At 67.2% G+C, this 14,911-nt stretch carries 16 protein-coding genes; 6 read left to right on the top strand and 10 right to left on the bottom strand.

What is annotated here, in order from left to right; genetic code table 11:
- The 5 genes from AC1DY7_RS00250 to AC1DY7_RS00230 are packed head-to-tail and all read right to left on the bottom strand — an operon-like array spanning nt 1 to nt 3,017.
- A complete protein-coding gene (locus tag AC1DY7_RS00250) occupies nt 1–429 on the bottom strand; it encodes a hypothetical protein (RefSeq protein ID WP_477491642.1) in 429 nt (142 codons plus the stop codon).
- Nucleotides 426–1,586, bottom strand: coding sequence for a glutamate--cysteine ligase (locus AC1DY7_RS00245; RefSeq protein ID WP_477491641.1), 1,161 nt, complete (start codon nt 1,584–1,586; stop codon nt 426–428). The genes AC1DY7_RS00250 and AC1DY7_RS00245 overlap by 4 nt, the downstream gene beginning before the upstream one ends.
- Nucleotides 1,543–2,214 carry a superoxide dismutase[Cu-Zn] gene (gene sodC, locus AC1DY7_RS00240; protein WP_477491640.1) on the bottom strand — a complete coding sequence of 224 codons (672 nt, stop codon included), beginning with the start codon at nt 2,212–2,214 and terminating at the stop codon, nt 1,543–1,545. Before sodC ends, AC1DY7_RS00245 begins: the two co-directional genes overlap by 44 nt.
- Nucleotides 2,215–2,224: 10 nt before the next feature.
- Complete coding sequence (locus AC1DY7_RS00235) at nt 2,225–2,689, bottom strand: LytR C-terminal domain-containing protein (RefSeq protein ID WP_477491639.1); 465 nt, start codon at nt 2,687–2,689, stop codon at nt 2,225–2,227.
- 19 nt (nt 2,690–2,708) lie between these two features.
- The gene (locus AC1DY7_RS00230) at nt 2,709–3,017 is read right to left on the bottom strand and encodes a DUF3263 domain-containing protein (RefSeq protein WP_477491638.1); all 309 of its coding nucleotides are present in this window, start codon (nt 3,015–3,017) and stop codon (nt 2,709–2,711) included.
- A 128-nt stretch (nt 3,018–3,145) separates the two neighbouring features.
- Here AC1DY7_RS00230 and AC1DY7_RS00225 point away from each other — a divergent pair, with 128 nt between their 5' ends.
- Genes AC1DY7_RS00225 through AC1DY7_RS00200 form a run of 6 tightly spaced genes read left to right on the top strand, consistent with a single transcriptional unit; the run spans nt 3,146 to nt 10,794 of the window.
- Nucleotides 3,146–3,739 carry a peptide deformylase gene (locus tag AC1DY7_RS00225; RefSeq protein ID WP_477491637.1) on the top strand — a complete coding sequence of 198 codons (594 nt, stop codon included), beginning with the start codon at nt 3,146–3,148 and terminating at the stop codon, nt 3,737–3,739.
- Complete coding sequence (locus AC1DY7_RS00220; protein WP_477491636.1) at nt 3,739–4,617, top strand: N-acetylglutamate synthase, CG3035 family; 879 nt, start codon at nt 3,739–3,741, stop codon at nt 4,615–4,617. The genes AC1DY7_RS00225 and AC1DY7_RS00220 overlap by 1 nt, the downstream gene beginning before the upstream one ends.
- Entirely contained in the window at nt 4,610–6,016 is a 1,407-nt protein-coding gene (locus AC1DY7_RS00215) for a DUF3375 domain-containing protein (protein ID WP_477491635.1), read from the top strand. The genes AC1DY7_RS00220 and AC1DY7_RS00215 overlap by 8 nt, the downstream gene beginning before the upstream one ends.
- Nucleotides 6,013–6,681, top strand: coding sequence for a DUF4194 domain-containing protein (locus AC1DY7_RS00210; protein WP_477491634.1), 669 nt, complete (start codon nt 6,013–6,015; stop codon nt 6,679–6,681). Before AC1DY7_RS00215 ends, AC1DY7_RS00210 begins: the two co-directional genes overlap by 4 nt.
- Nucleotides 6,674–10,033 carry an ATP-binding protein gene (locus AC1DY7_RS00205; protein ID WP_477491633.1) on the top strand — a complete coding sequence of 1,120 codons (3,360 nt, stop codon included), beginning with the start codon at nt 6,674–6,676 and terminating at the stop codon, nt 10,031–10,033. Before AC1DY7_RS00210 ends, AC1DY7_RS00205 begins: the two co-directional genes overlap by 8 nt.
- Entirely contained in the window at nt 10,024–10,794 is a 771-nt protein-coding gene (locus AC1DY7_RS00200) for an exodeoxyribonuclease III (RefSeq protein ID WP_477491632.1), read from the top strand. Before AC1DY7_RS00205 ends, AC1DY7_RS00200 begins: the two co-directional genes overlap by 10 nt.
- Here AC1DY7_RS00200 and AC1DY7_RS00195 read toward each other — a convergent pair.
- The 5 genes from AC1DY7_RS00195 to AC1DY7_RS00175 are packed head-to-tail and all read right to left on the bottom strand — an operon-like array spanning nt 10,784 to nt 14,908.
- Complete coding sequence (locus tag AC1DY7_RS00195; protein ID WP_477491631.1) at nt 10,784–11,419, bottom strand: class I SAM-dependent methyltransferase; 636 nt, start codon at nt 11,417–11,419, stop codon at nt 10,784–10,786. The genes AC1DY7_RS00200 and AC1DY7_RS00195 overlap by 11 nt on opposite strands.
- Entirely contained in the window at nt 11,416–11,742 is a 327-nt protein-coding gene (locus tag AC1DY7_RS00190; protein ID WP_477491630.1) for a hypothetical protein, read from the bottom strand. Before AC1DY7_RS00190 ends, AC1DY7_RS00195 begins: the two co-directional genes overlap by 4 nt.
- A complete protein-coding gene (locus AC1DY7_RS00185; RefSeq protein ID WP_477491629.1) occupies nt 11,739–12,494 on the bottom strand; it encodes a MerR family transcriptional regulator in 756 nt (251 codons plus the stop codon). The genes AC1DY7_RS00190 and AC1DY7_RS00185 overlap by 4 nt, the downstream gene beginning before the upstream one ends.
- A gap of 9 nt (nt 12,495–12,503) precedes the next feature.
- Nucleotides 12,504–13,988 (bottom strand): flavin-containing monooxygenase, encoded by a 1,485-nt coding sequence (locus tag AC1DY7_RS00180; RefSeq protein WP_477491628.1) that lies wholly within the window; start codon nt 13,986–13,988, stop codon nt 12,504–12,506.
- Nucleotides 13,988–14,908 carry a ferritin-like domain-containing protein gene (locus AC1DY7_RS00175; RefSeq protein WP_477491627.1) on the bottom strand — a complete coding sequence of 307 codons (921 nt, stop codon included), beginning with the start codon at nt 14,906–14,908 and terminating at the stop codon, nt 13,988–13,990. The genes AC1DY7_RS00180 and AC1DY7_RS00175 overlap by 1 nt, the downstream gene beginning before the upstream one ends.
- Nucleotides 14,909–14,911: the final 3 nt, after the last annotated feature.

The following is a 14,911-nucleotide window of genomic DNA, read 5'->3' as shown; positions in this document are numbered from 1 at the left end:
TCACCGGAAGCCCTGGCCCGCCACCGCATCCTTGACCAGGGTGGTCTTCGGGGTGAACGCACACATGGCGCTGGCCAGCCCGAGCCACAGTTCCGGATTCATCTGGATCAGCTGATTGTCTTTGCCGATGGCGTCGATCACCTGACGCTGCTGGGTCTTGTCCATGGTCTGGTAGTCACCGCACGTGGTGGCGGCCATACCCGTCGGCGGCGGCCCACCCGTGCTCGGGCTGGGGAAGGTCGGGATCGGCAGGTTGGGGAACGACGGGATCGGGATCTGGATCGTCCTGGAAGGCTTTGTCGCCGTGGGTGTCTGGGCTGCGGTCGCGGCCGGATCGGCCATCGGGGTTCCCGTGATCTCGTTACTACAGCCCGCCAACCCGACGGCGGCGACCACCGCCACCATCCCGACCAGAGCCGAAACCTTCATAGCACCAATTCCCCGATCAGTCCGTCGACGACGGCCCGCAGGTCTCCGTCGTGTTCTTCGGCCACCCGGCGCTGCCGCTGGTAGGACCCGCCCAACCGGTAGATCGCCTCGACGCGGGCGAGCTCGTCGGCACAACCCAGCGAGGCCGCCACCGGGTCCAGCCGGGTGAGCAGATCGTCGAGGTCGTCGGTGACGAGGCGCTCGTTACTGTCGGCGTCCAGGATGATCTCGGCGTCCAGCCCGTACCGGGCGGCCCGCCACTTGTTCTCCTGCACATGCCACGGCGGCATGGTGGGCAGCTGTTCACCGGCGTCCAGGCGGCGGTCCAGGTCGACGATCAGGCAGTGCGTCAGCGCCACCAGCGCGCCAAGCTCCGCCAGGTTGGACACGCCGTCGAACACCCGCACCTCGATGGTGCCCAGATGCGGCGAAGGCCGGATATCCCAACGGATCTCGTTCATGTGGTCGATGATGCCGGTCTTCTTCTGGTCCCCGACGAACCGCTCGAAGTGCGACCACTTCTGGAAGTGGAACGGCAGGCCGGCCGTCGGCAACTGCTGGAACATCATCGCGCGGTTGCTGGCGTACCCGGTGTCCTCACCGTCCCAGTAGGGCGACGACGCGGACAGGGCCAGCAGGTGCGGGTACTGGTTGAGCAGTGAGGTGATGATCGGCATCACCTTGTGCGCCGACGAGATGCCCACGTGCACATGCACGCCCCAGATCAGCATCTGCCTGCCCCACCACTGGGTGCGCTTGATCAGCTCGGCGTAGCGCGGACCTTCGGTGAGCTCCTGCATCTCCCACTCGGCGAACGGGTGGGTGCCCGCGCAGAACAGCTCCATGCCGCGGGACCGGACGATCCGCTGCACCGTGGCCAGCGTGCCGTCCAGGTCGTTGATCGCCTCCGGGACGGTGTTGCAGATCCCGGTGACGATCTCGACGGTGTTGCGCAGCAGTTCCTTGTGCACGTGCGGGGTTTCACCGACCTCGTCGATCACCGCGGCGGCCCGGTTGGCCAGGTCGCGGGTGACGGGGTCGATGAGAGCGAACTCCCACTCGACACCGAGAGTCGGCCGGGGTGACCCGGCGAAGTCGATACGTGCCCTGGCGCTATTGCGCGGCGATGACACCGCAAGCCACCCGCTTGCCGGCATCGCCGGTCGCCATGGTGGTCTCGTCCGGACCGGGGGTGCCGTTGACCTGCTGGTAGCGCTCGGCAGGAATGTTGGCGAAGTTGTCGGCCTTCTCGTGGATGACGATCGCCGTCTGGGTCCCCGAGAGCAGTTGCTCGGCGGTGAACGCGTCCGTCGTCGTCACCACCTTGCCGGAGCCGTCACTGCGCACCTGAAGCGAGCTCAGGTCGCCGCTGGCCGGATGCGTGGTGTGCCCGGGCACCTGCAGGTGCGCACCGGCGCTGGTGAAGTCGCCCTCACACTTGCCGACCGAATGGATGTGCAGCCCATGGAAACCCGGGGTGAGCTTGCCGGGGGCGGTGGTCTCGACGGTGACGGTCGCGACGCCGTCGGCGAAGACGAAATCGGCGGTCGCGACGGCGGTGCCGTCGGCCAGCTTCAGCTGTGCGGTCAGTGTTTCGCCGGATACGGCGGCGGGAGTCTCGGCCTCGCCGTGGCCGGCCGCAGCCGACGGGGCGGGCGATCCGGTCCAGACGGGCGGCGGGGTGCCGGGCTGGGTGGCAACGGGCTCGTAGGGCGAGCAGGCACTGGCGATCGGCGCAATGACCGCGGCAGCGGCGAGTAGACGAAGCGAGGCTGAGATCGGCATGCCCGAGAGCCTAGCCGGTGACCGCCACGATCACGCCTGGTGGTTGCTCTGCGAGTCCGGGTACCCGCGGTTCGACGGGAACGTTGAGAAGCTTGCCCACCTCTTCGGCGGCTTCCTTCTCCCCGGGCGCCTCACCGAAGTACGCCGTCGTGGCGGTGACACCCTCCAACGTGAGGTTCCCGGTCTCGGTCACGTTCCACTGCGCGTCGCGCAGTTTGGTGGCGGTGTTCTCGGCGGCACCGGCCACCTCGGAGATGTTGAACACCCGCACATCGGCCTTGGCCGGCGCGGCGTCCGCCGAGGTCTTCGTCGGTGTGGCACTGGTGGTCACCGTCGCCGAGGTCGAACCACTGCTGTCGCTGTCGTCGTCGGGGCCCATGTACTGGAACGCGATCAGCAGGAAGACAACACCGAGGAACAACAGCACCATGACCATGGCGCGCAGGGGCAGCCCGGAGGAGTCTCGCTGATTCATCGGTGCCCAGACTAGCGGTCTAGGTGACCTCGAAGCCCAACCGCCGTGCGGCCTTGGCCTTCTGTCGGCTGGCACGCACCCGGCGCAGGCGCTTGACCAGCATCGGGTCGGCGGCGAGCGCCTCCGGCCGCTCCACCAGTGCGTTGAGCACCTGGTAGTAGCGCGACGGCGACAGCCCGAACAGCTCTTTGATGGCTTCTTCTTTTGATCCCGCGTACTTCCACCACTGGCGTTCGAAGGCCAAGATGTCATGTTCGCGGCGGCTCAAACCGTCCGCGGGCTCGGAACCATCCCCGGATTGCTCAGTCCGCGCAATAGCGCCGTCCATATTGCTCCTTGGGCCCTTCCGACTTCACCGTGAATCACAAGACTGTTGTTCGGCGCTCATTCAATCACGGCAGCGGTAGCGCGGGCGTGATCGTTACCCGCGAGTCGGCTGACTTAAGCTTGCCAACCGTGGCTGTTGTTCCAATTCGCATCGTGGGCGATCCCGTACTGCACACCTCGACCAACCCGGTGCCCGTCGAACCCGACGGTTCGCTGCCCGCGGCGCTGGCCGATCTGATCGCCGACATGTTCGAGACCATGGACGCCGCAAACGGGGTTGGCCTGGCCGCCAACCAGATTGGCCGCACCGAGCGCGTGTTCGTCTACGACTGCGCCGACGAGCGCGGCAAGTCGGCGCGTCGCCGTGGCGTCGTCGTCAACCCGGTGTTGGAAACCTCCGAGCTGCCCGAGACGATGCCCGACCCCGACAACGACGACGAAGGCTGCCTGTCGGTGCCGGGCGAGTCGTTCCCCCGGGGCCGCGCCGACTGGGCCCGCGTCACCGGCCTGGACGCCGACGGCACCGCGATCACCCTCGAGGGCAACGGCCTGTTCGCCCGGATGCTGCAACACGAGACGGGTCACCTGGACGGTTTCACCTACCTGGACGGGCTGATCGGCAGGCACGCCCGCGCGGCGAAGCGGATGGTCAAGGCCAACGATTGGGGCGTGCCCGGGCTGAGCTGGCTGCCGGGCGAAGATCCCGACCCGTTCGGCCACTAGTGCCTTCGGTCGGTGACCGGGTCTCGCTGCGCTATCGCCTACCCGATGGCCTCACCGACGTCGTAGGTGAGTTGGAAACCACGAGCCCGCTGGTCACGGTGCGCACCAAGTCCGGCGAGACGGTCCAGATCAACCCCGCCGACGTGGTGTCCGTGCGCGAACTCTCGCACGTCACGGTGCGCAACTCGCAGATCCGCGACCTCGAGCACGCCGCGGCCCTGGCCTGGCCCGGCACCGAACAGCACTGGCGCGACGGCTGGCTGCTGCGCGCCGGTGGCGGCCACACCAGCCGGGCCAACTCGGCGGTGCCGCTGCTGTTCGAGGCCAATGTGCACGCACTGCCCGCGATCGTCGACTGGTACGCCGCGCGCGACCTGCCCGCCTGGCTGGCCCTGCCCGAACGGCTGCTGCCCGTCAAGAACCCCGGCATCAAGGACACCCGGGTACTGGTGCGTGAGGTCGAACCCTCTGACACCTCGGACGTGACGTTCGCCGCCGATCCCGACGCCGAGTGGCTGCGCCTCTATGAACGCCAGGTCCCGGCTGACGTGCTGACCGCCGTCATCGACGGCGAGGTGACCTTCGCCGCACTCGAGGGCGTCGCGGTCGGCCGGGCCGCGGTGACGACGGCGCCGGACGGCACCCGCTGGGCCGGGCTGTCCGCGGTCCGGGTCACCGAGCAATCGCGGCGCCTCGGCCACGCGCGCACGGTATGTTCGGCTCTGCTCGGTTGGGCGGCCACCCGCGGCGCCACCCGCGCGTACGTGCAGGTGCTCGCCGACAACGAGCCCGCCGCCACGCTGTACCACTCGATGGGTTTCCGCCTGCACCACACGCTGCGGTACCTGCGCGCAGAAAGTCTCCTGCCCCATGCATGAGTTGCTCCAACTCAACCGGGACGTGCAATCGTCACGCGCGGTCCGGCTGCTGGCCACCCAGAATCTGGGGGTCTACGCCACCCTGATGGAACGCCACCTGCTCGACGGTGTCGTCGCCGAGACCGATCTGGTGGTCCGGTTGGACCGCGACCTGGAGACCCTCGACGAGGGTGAGCAGTCCGGGCTGACGCTGATCAAGACGTGGGCCAGCCAGGGCTGGCTTCACCGGGTGCTCAAGGGTGACCGCAACGTCTGCTACCTGACCCAGGACGCCCGCCGGGCCCTGGACTTCGTCCGCGGGATGCGCCGCAATGACTCCATCGCGACCGGCGGCTCGATCAACGGCATCGCGTCGCGGCTCAAGCAGGTTGCGGTGCGCGTCGACAACGATCCGGACCGCATCCGCGCCGGCATCGAAGCCGAGATCGGGGCGCTGCACCACGAACTCGACCAGTTGGACGCGGGGCTGCGGCCCGAACCCGACGTCACGTCCATGTACGACGAAGCCCGGGCCATCGCCCTGCAGATGGAACGGTTGATCACGGATATCGGCTTGTACGGCACCATGATCGAACAGGCCACCCAGGCGCTCGACGACCCGATCGAGACCAACATCGAGTACCGCGACCGGCAGCGCCGGATGTACGCCGACTACCAGGAGGCCTGGGAGTCGGCCGGCCGCGATTCGCACCGGGCGTTCCTGCGGATGATCAACGACCCCGACCAGCGCTCCGCCTTCGAGGGCGATATCGCGGCGGTCGCCGGCGCCCTGCCCGACCTGGATCCGGCGCTGCGCAAGGTGATGGCCGGCTTCTTCGAGTTGGTCGGGCATCAGATCGACGAGGTGGAACGCATCCAGCAGCGCTGCGCGCAGCGGGTCAAACGGTTCACCGCCTTCGGCACGCTGGAGCAGAGCCGCGGCGTGGCCCGCCAACTCAACGAAGCCATCGGCGCGGCCAGGGCCCTGCTGAAGGTGTCGCTGACCGATTCGCGTCTGGACATCGACGTGCCGCTGGCCCGGCACACCATCAGTTCGGTCGGCGCGCTGAGCTTCCGCATCAACGACCTGTCGGCCCCCAAGCCGGCGGTCGTCGCCGACGGCGATGTCGACCTGTCCACCTTCGCCTCGCTGACCACCCAGGTCGATGCGCCGGCGATGTCGGCCATGATCAACACCGCCCTGCGCGACGCCCCGCTGTCCCTGCCCGAGGCGGTGTCCCTGTTGGACACCGCGTATCTGGGCCATGTGATCGTGTTGTGGTCGTGGGCGCTCAAGCAGCCCGGGCAAAGCACGTCCGAACCGGTACGAGTCCGGTTCCATTCGCTCGACGGCCGCGACCGCGAGATGGAGGTTCCGCGCCTGATGTTCACCGAACCGATCGTGGGGGTTGCGTCGTGAGCGAACCGCCGGTTGATTTCGCCTCCCTGCCCGAGGTCGACCGCACGGGCCGCCCCACCCAGCCGCAGCAGCGCCGGCCCCGCTTCGACGGGGACGTCAGCGCGCTGCCCGACCGCGCGTGCTGGGCGTTGCAGCACCTGCTGACCCGCCGCTACGTGAGCAACGAGTCCGACAGCGACATCTACAGCTGGATCAAGGAGTACCGCGCCGACCTCGCGGTCCGGCTGTCCGAACTCGACCTGCAACTGCAGATCGTCGAGAGTGTCGAGATCGCGTTCATCGAACAGGCCCGCTACGAATCGGCGCGCGGGGTCAAGCTGCTGCGCCGCGAACCGCTGGGCACCTACGACTCCATCCTGGGGCTGCACCTGGCCCAGATGATGCGCGCCGGCGGCGACACCAGCTTCGTGATCAGTCGCGACGAGATCCACGGCCTGTTCTCCGGGGTGCTCAACGACACCGACCGCGACGCCGTCACGTTCACCGCCCGCGTCGACGCCGCCATCGCGCGGCTGGCCGGCCTGGAGATCCTGCGCAAGACGCGGGACGACGAGGACAGCTACACCGTCAGCCCGGTGATCAGCGCCATCATGACGGCTTCGGTGATCACCGAGTTGCAGCAGCAGTTCGAGGAACTGCGCAAGGGAGGCGCCACCGATGAGTGAGCAGTTCCATCTGTCCCGGCTCCAGGTCATCAATTGGGGTGTGTTCGACGGCTACCACTCCATCGGCTTCGGGCCCGGCGGCGCCCTGATCGCCGGGGCCTCGGGCAGCGGCAAATCCTCACTGCTGGACGCGATCTCGCTGGGGTTCCTGCCGTTCAACCGACGGAACTTCAACGCGTCCGGTGACAACACCGCCGCCGGCTCCAGCGCGGGCCGGCGCACCGTCGACAAGTACGTGCGCGGCGCGTGGGGACAACGCAGCGACGCAGGCAGCAGCCAGGTGATGTACCTGCGCGGGGACGGCACCACCTGGTCGGCGATCGCCGTCACCTATACCAGCAACACCGGGCGCGCCATCACCGGCCTGGTGCTCAAATGGCTCACCGGCGAATCCCGTTCGGATTCCTCCAGCCGCTACGTGCTCGGCGACGGCGATCTGGATATCGAAGAGGTCTGCAACCGCTGGGCCGCAGGGCGTTTCGACGCGAATGTCTTCAAAGATTTCCGGGGCGAGCGAAGCGACGGGATAAACGGCTGGCGATTCTCCAGCAAAGTCGAATCGCAGTATCTGGCGCAGCTCTATTCGTCCATCGGGATCCGAGCCTCCGACGCCGCCCAGCAGCTCCTCGGCAAGGCCAAGTCGCTGAAAAGTGTTGGCGGGCTGGAACAGTTCGTCCGCGACTTCATGCTCGACGAACCCGACAGCCTGGCCCGGCTACCCGAGGCCCTCAAGCAGATCGATCCCCTGGTGGAGGCCCGCGAACTGCTGGCCGTCGCGCAGCGCAAACGCAAGATCCTCGGCGACATCGAGACCATCCAGGTGCGCTACGCCTCGGAATCCAGCGATCTGGGCATCATCGATCTGGTCGATCTGCCGATGGTGCGGGCCTACACCGATCACGTGCGACTGCGGGATTCCCCGGCCCAGGTCGAGAGCCTGGACACCAGCATCACCCAGTTGGACAACGAGTACGCCGACCTGACCCGCCAGCTCAATCTGGCCAAGGCCGAGGGTGATTCGCTGAACGCCCAGATCAGCGGCGCCAGCGCCAACGTGGGTCCGCTGCAGGCACAGGTGACCGCGGCCGAGTCCCAGGCGGAGGAGGTCTCCCGGCGCCGCGCGGCCTTCGAGGAACTCGTCACCGCGCAGGGTATCGAGATCCCGGACAGTGCGGACGAGTTCTGGGAGCTGCGTGAGGATCTGACCAAGCAGGCCACCGAGATGCTGGGCAAGCTGGAGTGGGGTCGCGAGGGCTCCACCGATGCCGAGTACGCCCAGAAGTCGGCCCGCATCCTGCGCGACAACGCCGCCAAGGAACTCAAGCGGGTCGAGCAGGTGGGTTCGGCACTACCCGAGTTCGCCGTCACCATGCGCGACCACATCTGCTCGGCGATCGGCGTCGATCCGACCGAACTGCCTTATGTGGCTGAGCTTTTCGACCTGCGGGCCGACCAGCAGCGCTGGCGCGTCGCGGTGGAGAAGGTGCTGCGCGGCGTCGGCCTGCGGCTGCTGGTTCCCGACCGTCACCACGCCAAGGTGCTGAAGTTCGTCAATGAGACGAACATGCGCGGCCGGCTGGCGCTGCACCACGTGCGCAACAGTGCCAGCGGGACCGTGGCAGAATCGAACACTTTGGCGGGCAAGCTCTTCCTGGTCAACCCCGATCACGCGTGTGCCGCCGAGGCGCTCGACGTCATCGCCGCCGCCGGTGACCACATCTGCGTCGACACCCCGGATGTGTTCGCCCGGTTCCGCCGCGCCGTCACCGACGCGGGCCTGTACAAGGACTCCGACCGGCTGGCCATCAAGGATGACCGGCGGCCGCTCAAGCCGTCCGAGTTCATCTACCAGGGTGACATCAGCGCCAAACTGGAGGCACTGCACACCGAGCTGGCCGAGGTCGAGGACACCTTCGCGCGGGCCCGCAAGGCGGCCGATGACATTGCGGCGCAACGCCAGCAGTGGCGCGACCGGGCCACCGCATGCAAGGCCATCTACGAACAGTTCCCGCAGTGGAGCCAGATCGACATCGAGACGGCCGACGGGCACGCCGACCGGCTGCGCGACCAGTACGAACTGCTGCTGGCCGACCATCCGGACATCGAGGCGCTGAGCGCCCGGGCCGAGGAATGCTGGACGGGCATCCAGACGCTGATGACGAAGCGCGGTGCGATCCAGACCCGGCGCGACGACCTGGACGGCCGGCGCACCCGGCTCCTCGAGCTGGCCGACCGGCTGGCACCCGCGGCAGTCTCCGAGCCCGCGACCGAGCTGCTGCGCCGGTACGCGGCAGAGGTACCGGTTGCCCTGGAGTTGCTCAACCCCGAACCGCACCGCGACGCGTTGTTCTCCGCGATCCGCCGCGAACGCGACCAGCTGACCGAGAGCCGCCGGCGCTCCTACGACGAGTTGTCCCGCATCATCGCCACCTTCGACACGTCGTTCCCCGACGCGATTCCCAACGACTCCGATGATCTCGACGAACGGGTGCACGACTACGTCGCGGTGTGCCGTCACATCGACGAACGCGAACTTCCGGATGCCTACGACCGGATGATGCGGCTGATCACCGAGCAAGCCCCGGACGCCATCCTGACCCTGCACCGGGTGGCCGAGCAGGAGACCCGGCGGATCAGCGAGCAGATCGAGCGCGTCAACGGCGGTTTGAGCGCGGTCGAGTTCAACCGCGGCACCCGGCTGACGCTTCGCGCCATCCCGCGCAGCCTCACCGCGGTCGCTGAGCTCACCGAGATCGTCAAGGCCATCTCCCGCCGGGTCACCGAGGTCAGCATGGGTGACAAGAAGGCCATCCTGGACCAGTACGCGGACATCCTGCGCCTGCGAAACCGGTTGGCCAGCACCGCACCCGAGGACCGCAACTGGACGCGCGACGCGCTGGACGTGCGCAACCGGTTCACCTTCGACTGCGCCGAATGGGATGTGCGCAGCGACGAGTTGATCCGCACGCACAGCAACGCCGGCGACAACTCCGGCGGCGAGCAGGAGAAGCTGATGGCGTTCTGCCTGGCGGGCGCCCTGAGCTTCAACCTGGCCAACCCCGAGAGTGGCGACAACACACCGGTTTTCGCGCAGCTCATGCTGGACGAGGCGTTCTCCAAGTCCGACCCGCAGTTCGCCTCCCAAGCCCTGGAGGCGTTCCGCAAGTTCGGATTCCAGCTGGTCATCGTGGCCACCGTGCAGAACGCCACCACCATCCAGCCCTACATCGACGGGGTGGTGATGGTGTCCAAGACCGAGGCGACCGGCCGCAACGCCCGTCCCGTCGCCTCCGTCGCCACCAAGACCATCTCCGATTTCACCGCCCTGCGAAAGGATCTCGCGTGCGTGTAGCCACCTGGAACGTCAACTCCATCCGGACCCGCGTCGACCGCGTCACCGACTGGCTGGCCCGCGCCGACGTGGACGTGCTGGCCATGCAGGAGACCAAGTGCACCGACGCGCAGTTCCCGTCGATGCCGTTCGCCGCGCTGGGCTACGAGGTCGCCCATGTCGGACTGAACCAGTGGAACGGGGTGGCGATCGCCTCCCGGATCGGCCTCGACGACGTCGAGATCGGGTTCCCCGGCCAACCGTTGTGGGACGGTCTGGCCGAGGCGCGGGCCATCGGCGCGACCTGCGGCGGGGTCAAGTTGTGGAGCCTCTACATCCCCAACGGCCGCACGCTCGCCGACAAGCACTACACCTACAAGCTGGAATGGCTTGAGGCCCTGCGGCTTTCCTCCGCAGCCTGGCCCGGTCCGGTGGCCCTGATGGGCGACTGGAACATCGCCCCCACCGACGAGGACGTCTGGGACATCGAAATCTTCCAGAACTCCACGCACGTCTCCGAGCCGGAGCGGGCCGCATTCCGCGCCTTCACCGACGCCGGGTTCGCGGATGTGGTGCGGCCTCACACGCCGGGCCCGGGTGTGTACACCTACTGGGATTACACCCAGCTGCGCTTCCCCAAGAAGCAGGGCATGCGGATCGACTTCATCCTGGGCTCACCGGAATTCGCGTCCCGCGTCACGCACGCCGAGATCGTCCGGGAAGAACGGAAAGGCAAGCAGCCCAGCGATCACGCGCCGGTACTGGTGGACCTCACGGTCTGACGCCGACGGTGATCAGATCCGAGATGGGCGTCCAGATGGGCCTGCGCACCCGGTGCTGATCGGCGATGGTGAAACCGGCGTCGGTGAACAGGGTGCGCATCTCCTGCTCGCTGGGGTTGTGCGCGGGATTCCACAGCGCGGCGGACAGGGCGTGCAGCGGGAGCGCCTGGCGGGGGCTGATGGTCGTGACGGCCACCAGGCCGCCCGGGGCCAGCACCCGGCGGAACTCCTGCAGCGCCGCCGGCTGATCGAAGAAGTGGAATGCCGACGTCGTCACCACCGCATCCACGAAGCCGTCCTCGAACGGCAGCTCCTCGGCGGGCGCCGACTTCCAGCGCACCCGGTCGGAACGTTTGCGGGCCTGCGCGAGCATGCCGTCGGACATGTCGATGCCGTACACCTCGTCGGGCTGCAGCTCACGCTGGATCCGGTCGGCGAGAATGCCGGTCCCGCAGGCGATATCGGCGATCTGGCGGGACCCGTGCTGCCGTAGCTGGGCGATGACCTCGTCCTGGGCGGGTTGATACACCCAGCGCTGCAGGCACTGCTGGTTGTAGGCCGGGGCCGCGAAACTCCAGAAGCGGGTGACGGCGTCGTTGAAGCCTCTGCGTTGCGTGGTCGTCATGACTGGGTTCGCTTTCCGCCGGGAATTCGGTCCACCACCCAGCCTAACCGCGCCACGGTGCTCTCCAGCGGGTCGACCACTTCGGCCAGCCGCTGAATCCTGGGCAGCGTCTCGGCGATGGAATTGGCGCCCGCGGCGATCTTCTCCGCCGAGGCGTCGATCCCGCTGGCGGCCTCGGTCAGGGATTTGATCTCGGCGGCGATCATCTCCGCGTGCCGGTTGATGCCCGCGGCACTCTCACTGAGCTCGGCGATGTTGTCGGCGATGAACTGGGCCGACCGCCGCAACTCGGAGATGTCCTCCAAGACCTTGAGCCTTTTCATGTCTCCTGCTCCCCCTGCTGGTAACGCCGCAACTCGGCACGCACGGCTTCGTCCAGTGCGCGGTCCAGGCTGGCGTGCGCCGAGCGCCGGGCCACCCGGCGCATGGCGTCGATCAGGTCTGCGGCCCATGCCAGTTCCGCTTCGTTTCCGGGATACCAGCCGGTGCCGCGCTGCCGGACCACTTCGGTGTGCCCGGCGCCGGACAGCGACTGCGCCGCCTCGTCCAGCTTCTTGTCCACCGCGGCGGTCGTCTTGAGGATCGCGGCCAACGGCATCCCGCGGGACACCAGCTTCCCGAAGTCGTCGATGACCCGCCGGTCCCGCACCAGATACGTATCCGCATCCTCGCCGGCCCCGCTCGGTTCGACGACACCGTTGGCGACCAGACGCCGCAGGGTGGCGGCGTTCAGCGGGCCCAGCAGAGCCTCGAGTTGTGCGCGTGTCATGGTCTCGGACACCGGATGTGACCAGGGCTCGGTCACCAGCTCCCCCAGATCGGTCAGATCGAGCACCTCGACCAGACCCTCCCCGCGCTGCAGTCCGGTCAGGAATTTCAGGATGTGCTTGACCGTGAAACCCTCGCTGAGCAACCGGATGATCGCCTGCAGTTGACTGAGATGCTTGTCGGTGTAGATGGCGACGCGGCCGCGGCGCTGCGGCCGCGGCAGCAGCCCACTCTCCTGGTAGACGCGCACGTTCCGGGTTGTCGTCCCCGCCACGCGAGCGAGGTCGTCGATCCGGTACTCGGTCACCAGCGAATTCTATGCGGTCAGGACGGGGGCACTGCTGCTATCCGCCACGGTGATCCGGTAGTCGGCGAGGTCCAGCGTCTTGAGTTGGTTGACGTACTGGGTGGCGAACCCGGGGAACATCGTCGCGTTGAACCCGTCGTCGGTCAGGTACCAGCTCTGGCAGCCGGAGTTCCAGGTGGTCGACTCCAGCCTGCGCTGGATGTCCTCGTTGTAGCGGGCCTGCACCTCGGGCCGGACGTCGAGTGCCTTCCAGCCGAACTGCAGCAGCTTGGCGATCGCCCCGGTGATGTAGTCGATCTGCGCCTCCATGTACACCAGCGCCGAGCTGTGGCCCGGCCCGGAGTTCGGGCCGAAGGTGAAGTACAGGTTGGGATAGCCCGACACCGCGACGCTGCGGTAGGCGTAGGCACCCCGGCTCCACTCCGATGCCAGATCGCGCCCGTCGATGCCGGTGACGGGGAACGGGGTTCCGGCCTTGGACACGTCGAACCCGGTGGCGAACACGATCGCGTCGAACTGGTGCTCGATACCCTCGACCGTCCGAATCCCGTTGGGCGACAACCGCGATATCGGCCAGGTCACCAGCTTGCAGTTGTCGGCTTGCAGAGCCGGGTAGTACTCGCTGGTCATCAGCAGCCGCTTGCAGCCGGCCGAGAAGTCCGGCTTCAGCTGCCTGCGCAGCCACGAATCCTTGACCTGTAGACGCAGATTCGCCATGCTGACGGCCTCTACCACGCGGGTGAAGGGGGTGTCCCACACCACGCCGAGCGCCACCGATTCGTGGCCCCAGAACCAGGCGGACCGGATGAGCTTCTCGGCCAGTGGCGCCTTGGCGTAGATCCGTTTTGCCCAGTCGGCGGTCGGGGTGTTGACGCGCGGCAGCACCCAGCCCGCGGTGCGCTGGAACACCTTGACCGACTCGGCGACCTTCACCAGTTCGGGGACGATCTGCACGCCGCTGGCGCCGGTGCCGACGACGGCGACCTTCTTGCCGGTGAAGTCGTAGTCGTGATCCCAACGGGCACTGTGGATTTTCTTGCCCTCGTACGTCTCGATGCCCGGGATGGCGGGCAGGCTCACGTTCGCCAACGGGCCGGAGGCGATGATGACGGCCCGGGCGCGCACCTCCGGGCGGCCCGTGAAGGACACCGTCCACTCCCCCGCCACCTGGTCGTAGGTCACGCCGGTGACGTTGTGGTCGAAGCGAATCGAGTCGTCCAGGCCTGCGGACTCGACCATGCTGTCGATGTACTGCAGGATCTCAGCACTGCCCGAGTAGGTGTGCGACCAGTCCGGGTTGGGCGCGAAGCTGTAGGAGTACAACCGCGACGGGATGTCGCAGGCCGCACCCGGGTAGGTGTTGTCCCGCCAGGTGCCGCCGACGCGGGTGTCCCGCTCGTAGATGACGAAGTCGGTGACGCCTTGTTCCTGGAGCCGGATGGCTGCGCCGATTCCGGCGAAACCGGCACCGATGATCGCTACCGAAAGGGTCATCATGCCACCGGCTCGTAGGTCAGTTCCTGCGACCACGTCGGGGTGTTGCGCACCAACGATATCGGGATGGCGCCGGTGACCTTCACCAGAGAGTCGGCCATCCAGTGGTACTTCGAGCTGCGGTCGATCACCTTCTTGCTGTGCCACGAGATGAACCGGTACATCGGCACCCGGTGGACGAATTCGCTTCGCTCACCGACGCTCCGGAAACGGCGCATGGCCTGGTAGAGCCGTTCCTCGTTGACGCCCATGGCCACGATGTTGTCGCGCATCTTGTTCAGCAGCGGGAAGTAGCTGAGGGTGCCGATCACCAGCGCGGGGTTCAGCCAGCTGCCGACGAATTCGACTGCCAACTTGCGCATTCCGGCGTGGCCCAGGATATCCATGACCTCGAAGTCCACCGCCAGGTGCCGGGACTCGTCGGAGTTGATCCGCTTGAACACCTCTTGGGCCACCGGGTCTTTCACCTCGTCGGTGATGAATTTTATCAACGCACCGTCGAGGGCAACCTCCAGCATCGGGATGACGGTGCCGAGGATCGACAGGGACATGCCATCGGCGAACTTGTCCAGCCACGTGATGACCAGCTGGACGTTGACGCTCGGCGGCGGGACTTCGTCATTCTCGAGCATGCCCCACCGGCGCATCAGCGCCAGTTCGGCGTTGGCGTGCTTCTGCTCCTCGGCGTGGAAGTGCTCGTAGATGCTCTTCAGCGTCGGGGTCGGCGCCTTCTTGGCCAGGGCCGCGAAGCCACGGGCGCCGACGTTCTCGATCCACATCAGATCGGTCATGAACGGCTTGAGCTTGGCCCACAGGTCGGCGTCGATGAGCTCGGCTCCCGGTGCGTCCCAGTCGATGTCGACCAGGGCCCATTGCTTGTCCTTGATCTTCTGCAGCATCTCGTCGAGATCCATCGCCATGAT

It is taken from the genome of Mycobacterium sp. P2_H7, assembly GCF_056403275.1.
The sequence above is the reverse complement of the archived record's forward strand: the minus strand, read 5'-3'. Positions and strand labels throughout refer to the sequence as shown.

What these genes read in the sequence shown, in the direction of transcription:
- AC1DY7_RS00250 (WP_477491642.1), bottom strand. Translation starts at nt 429, where the DNA reads ATGAAGGTTTCGGCTCTGGTCGGGATGGTGGCGGTGGTCGCCGCCGTC.
- AC1DY7_RS00245 (WP_477491641.1), bottom strand. Translation starts at nt 1,586, where the DNA reads ATGCCGGCAAGCGGGTGGCTTGCGGTGTCATCGCCGCGCAATAGCGCC.
- sodC (WP_477491640.1), bottom strand. Translation starts at nt 2,214, where the DNA reads ATGCCGATCTCAGCCTCGCTTCGTCTACTCGCCGCTGCCGCGGTCATT.
- AC1DY7_RS00235 (WP_477491639.1), bottom strand. Translation starts at nt 2,689, where the DNA reads ATGAATCAGCGAGACTCCTCCGGGCTGCCCCTGCGCGCCATGGTCATG.
- AC1DY7_RS00230 (WP_477491638.1), bottom strand. Translation starts at nt 3,017, where the DNA reads ATGGACGGCGCTATTGCGCGGACTGAGCAATCCGGGGATGGTTCCGAG.
- AC1DY7_RS00215 (WP_477491635.1), top strand. Translation starts at nt 4,610, where the DNA reads ATGCATGAGTTGCTCCAACTCAACCGGGACGTGCAATCGTCACGCGCG.
- AC1DY7_RS00205 (WP_477491633.1), top strand. Translation starts at nt 6,674, where the DNA reads ATGAGTGAGCAGTTCCATCTGTCCCGGCTCCAGGTCATCAATTGGGGT.
- AC1DY7_RS00195 (WP_477491631.1), bottom strand. Translation starts at nt 11,419, where the DNA reads ATGACGACCACGCAACGCAGAGGCTTCAACGACGCCGTCACCCGCTTC.
- AC1DY7_RS00190 (WP_477491630.1), bottom strand. Translation starts at nt 11,742, where the DNA reads ATGAAAAGGCTCAAGGTCTTGGAGGACATCTCCGAGTTGCGGCGGTCG.
- AC1DY7_RS00180 (WP_477491628.1), bottom strand. Translation starts at nt 13,988, where the DNA reads ATGACCCTTTCGGTAGCGATCATCGGTGCCGGTTTCGCCGGAATCGGC.
- AC1DY7_RS00175 (WP_477491627.1), bottom strand. Translation starts at nt 14,908, where the DNA reads ATGGCGATGGATCTCGACGAGATGCTGCAGAAGATCAAGGACAAGCAA.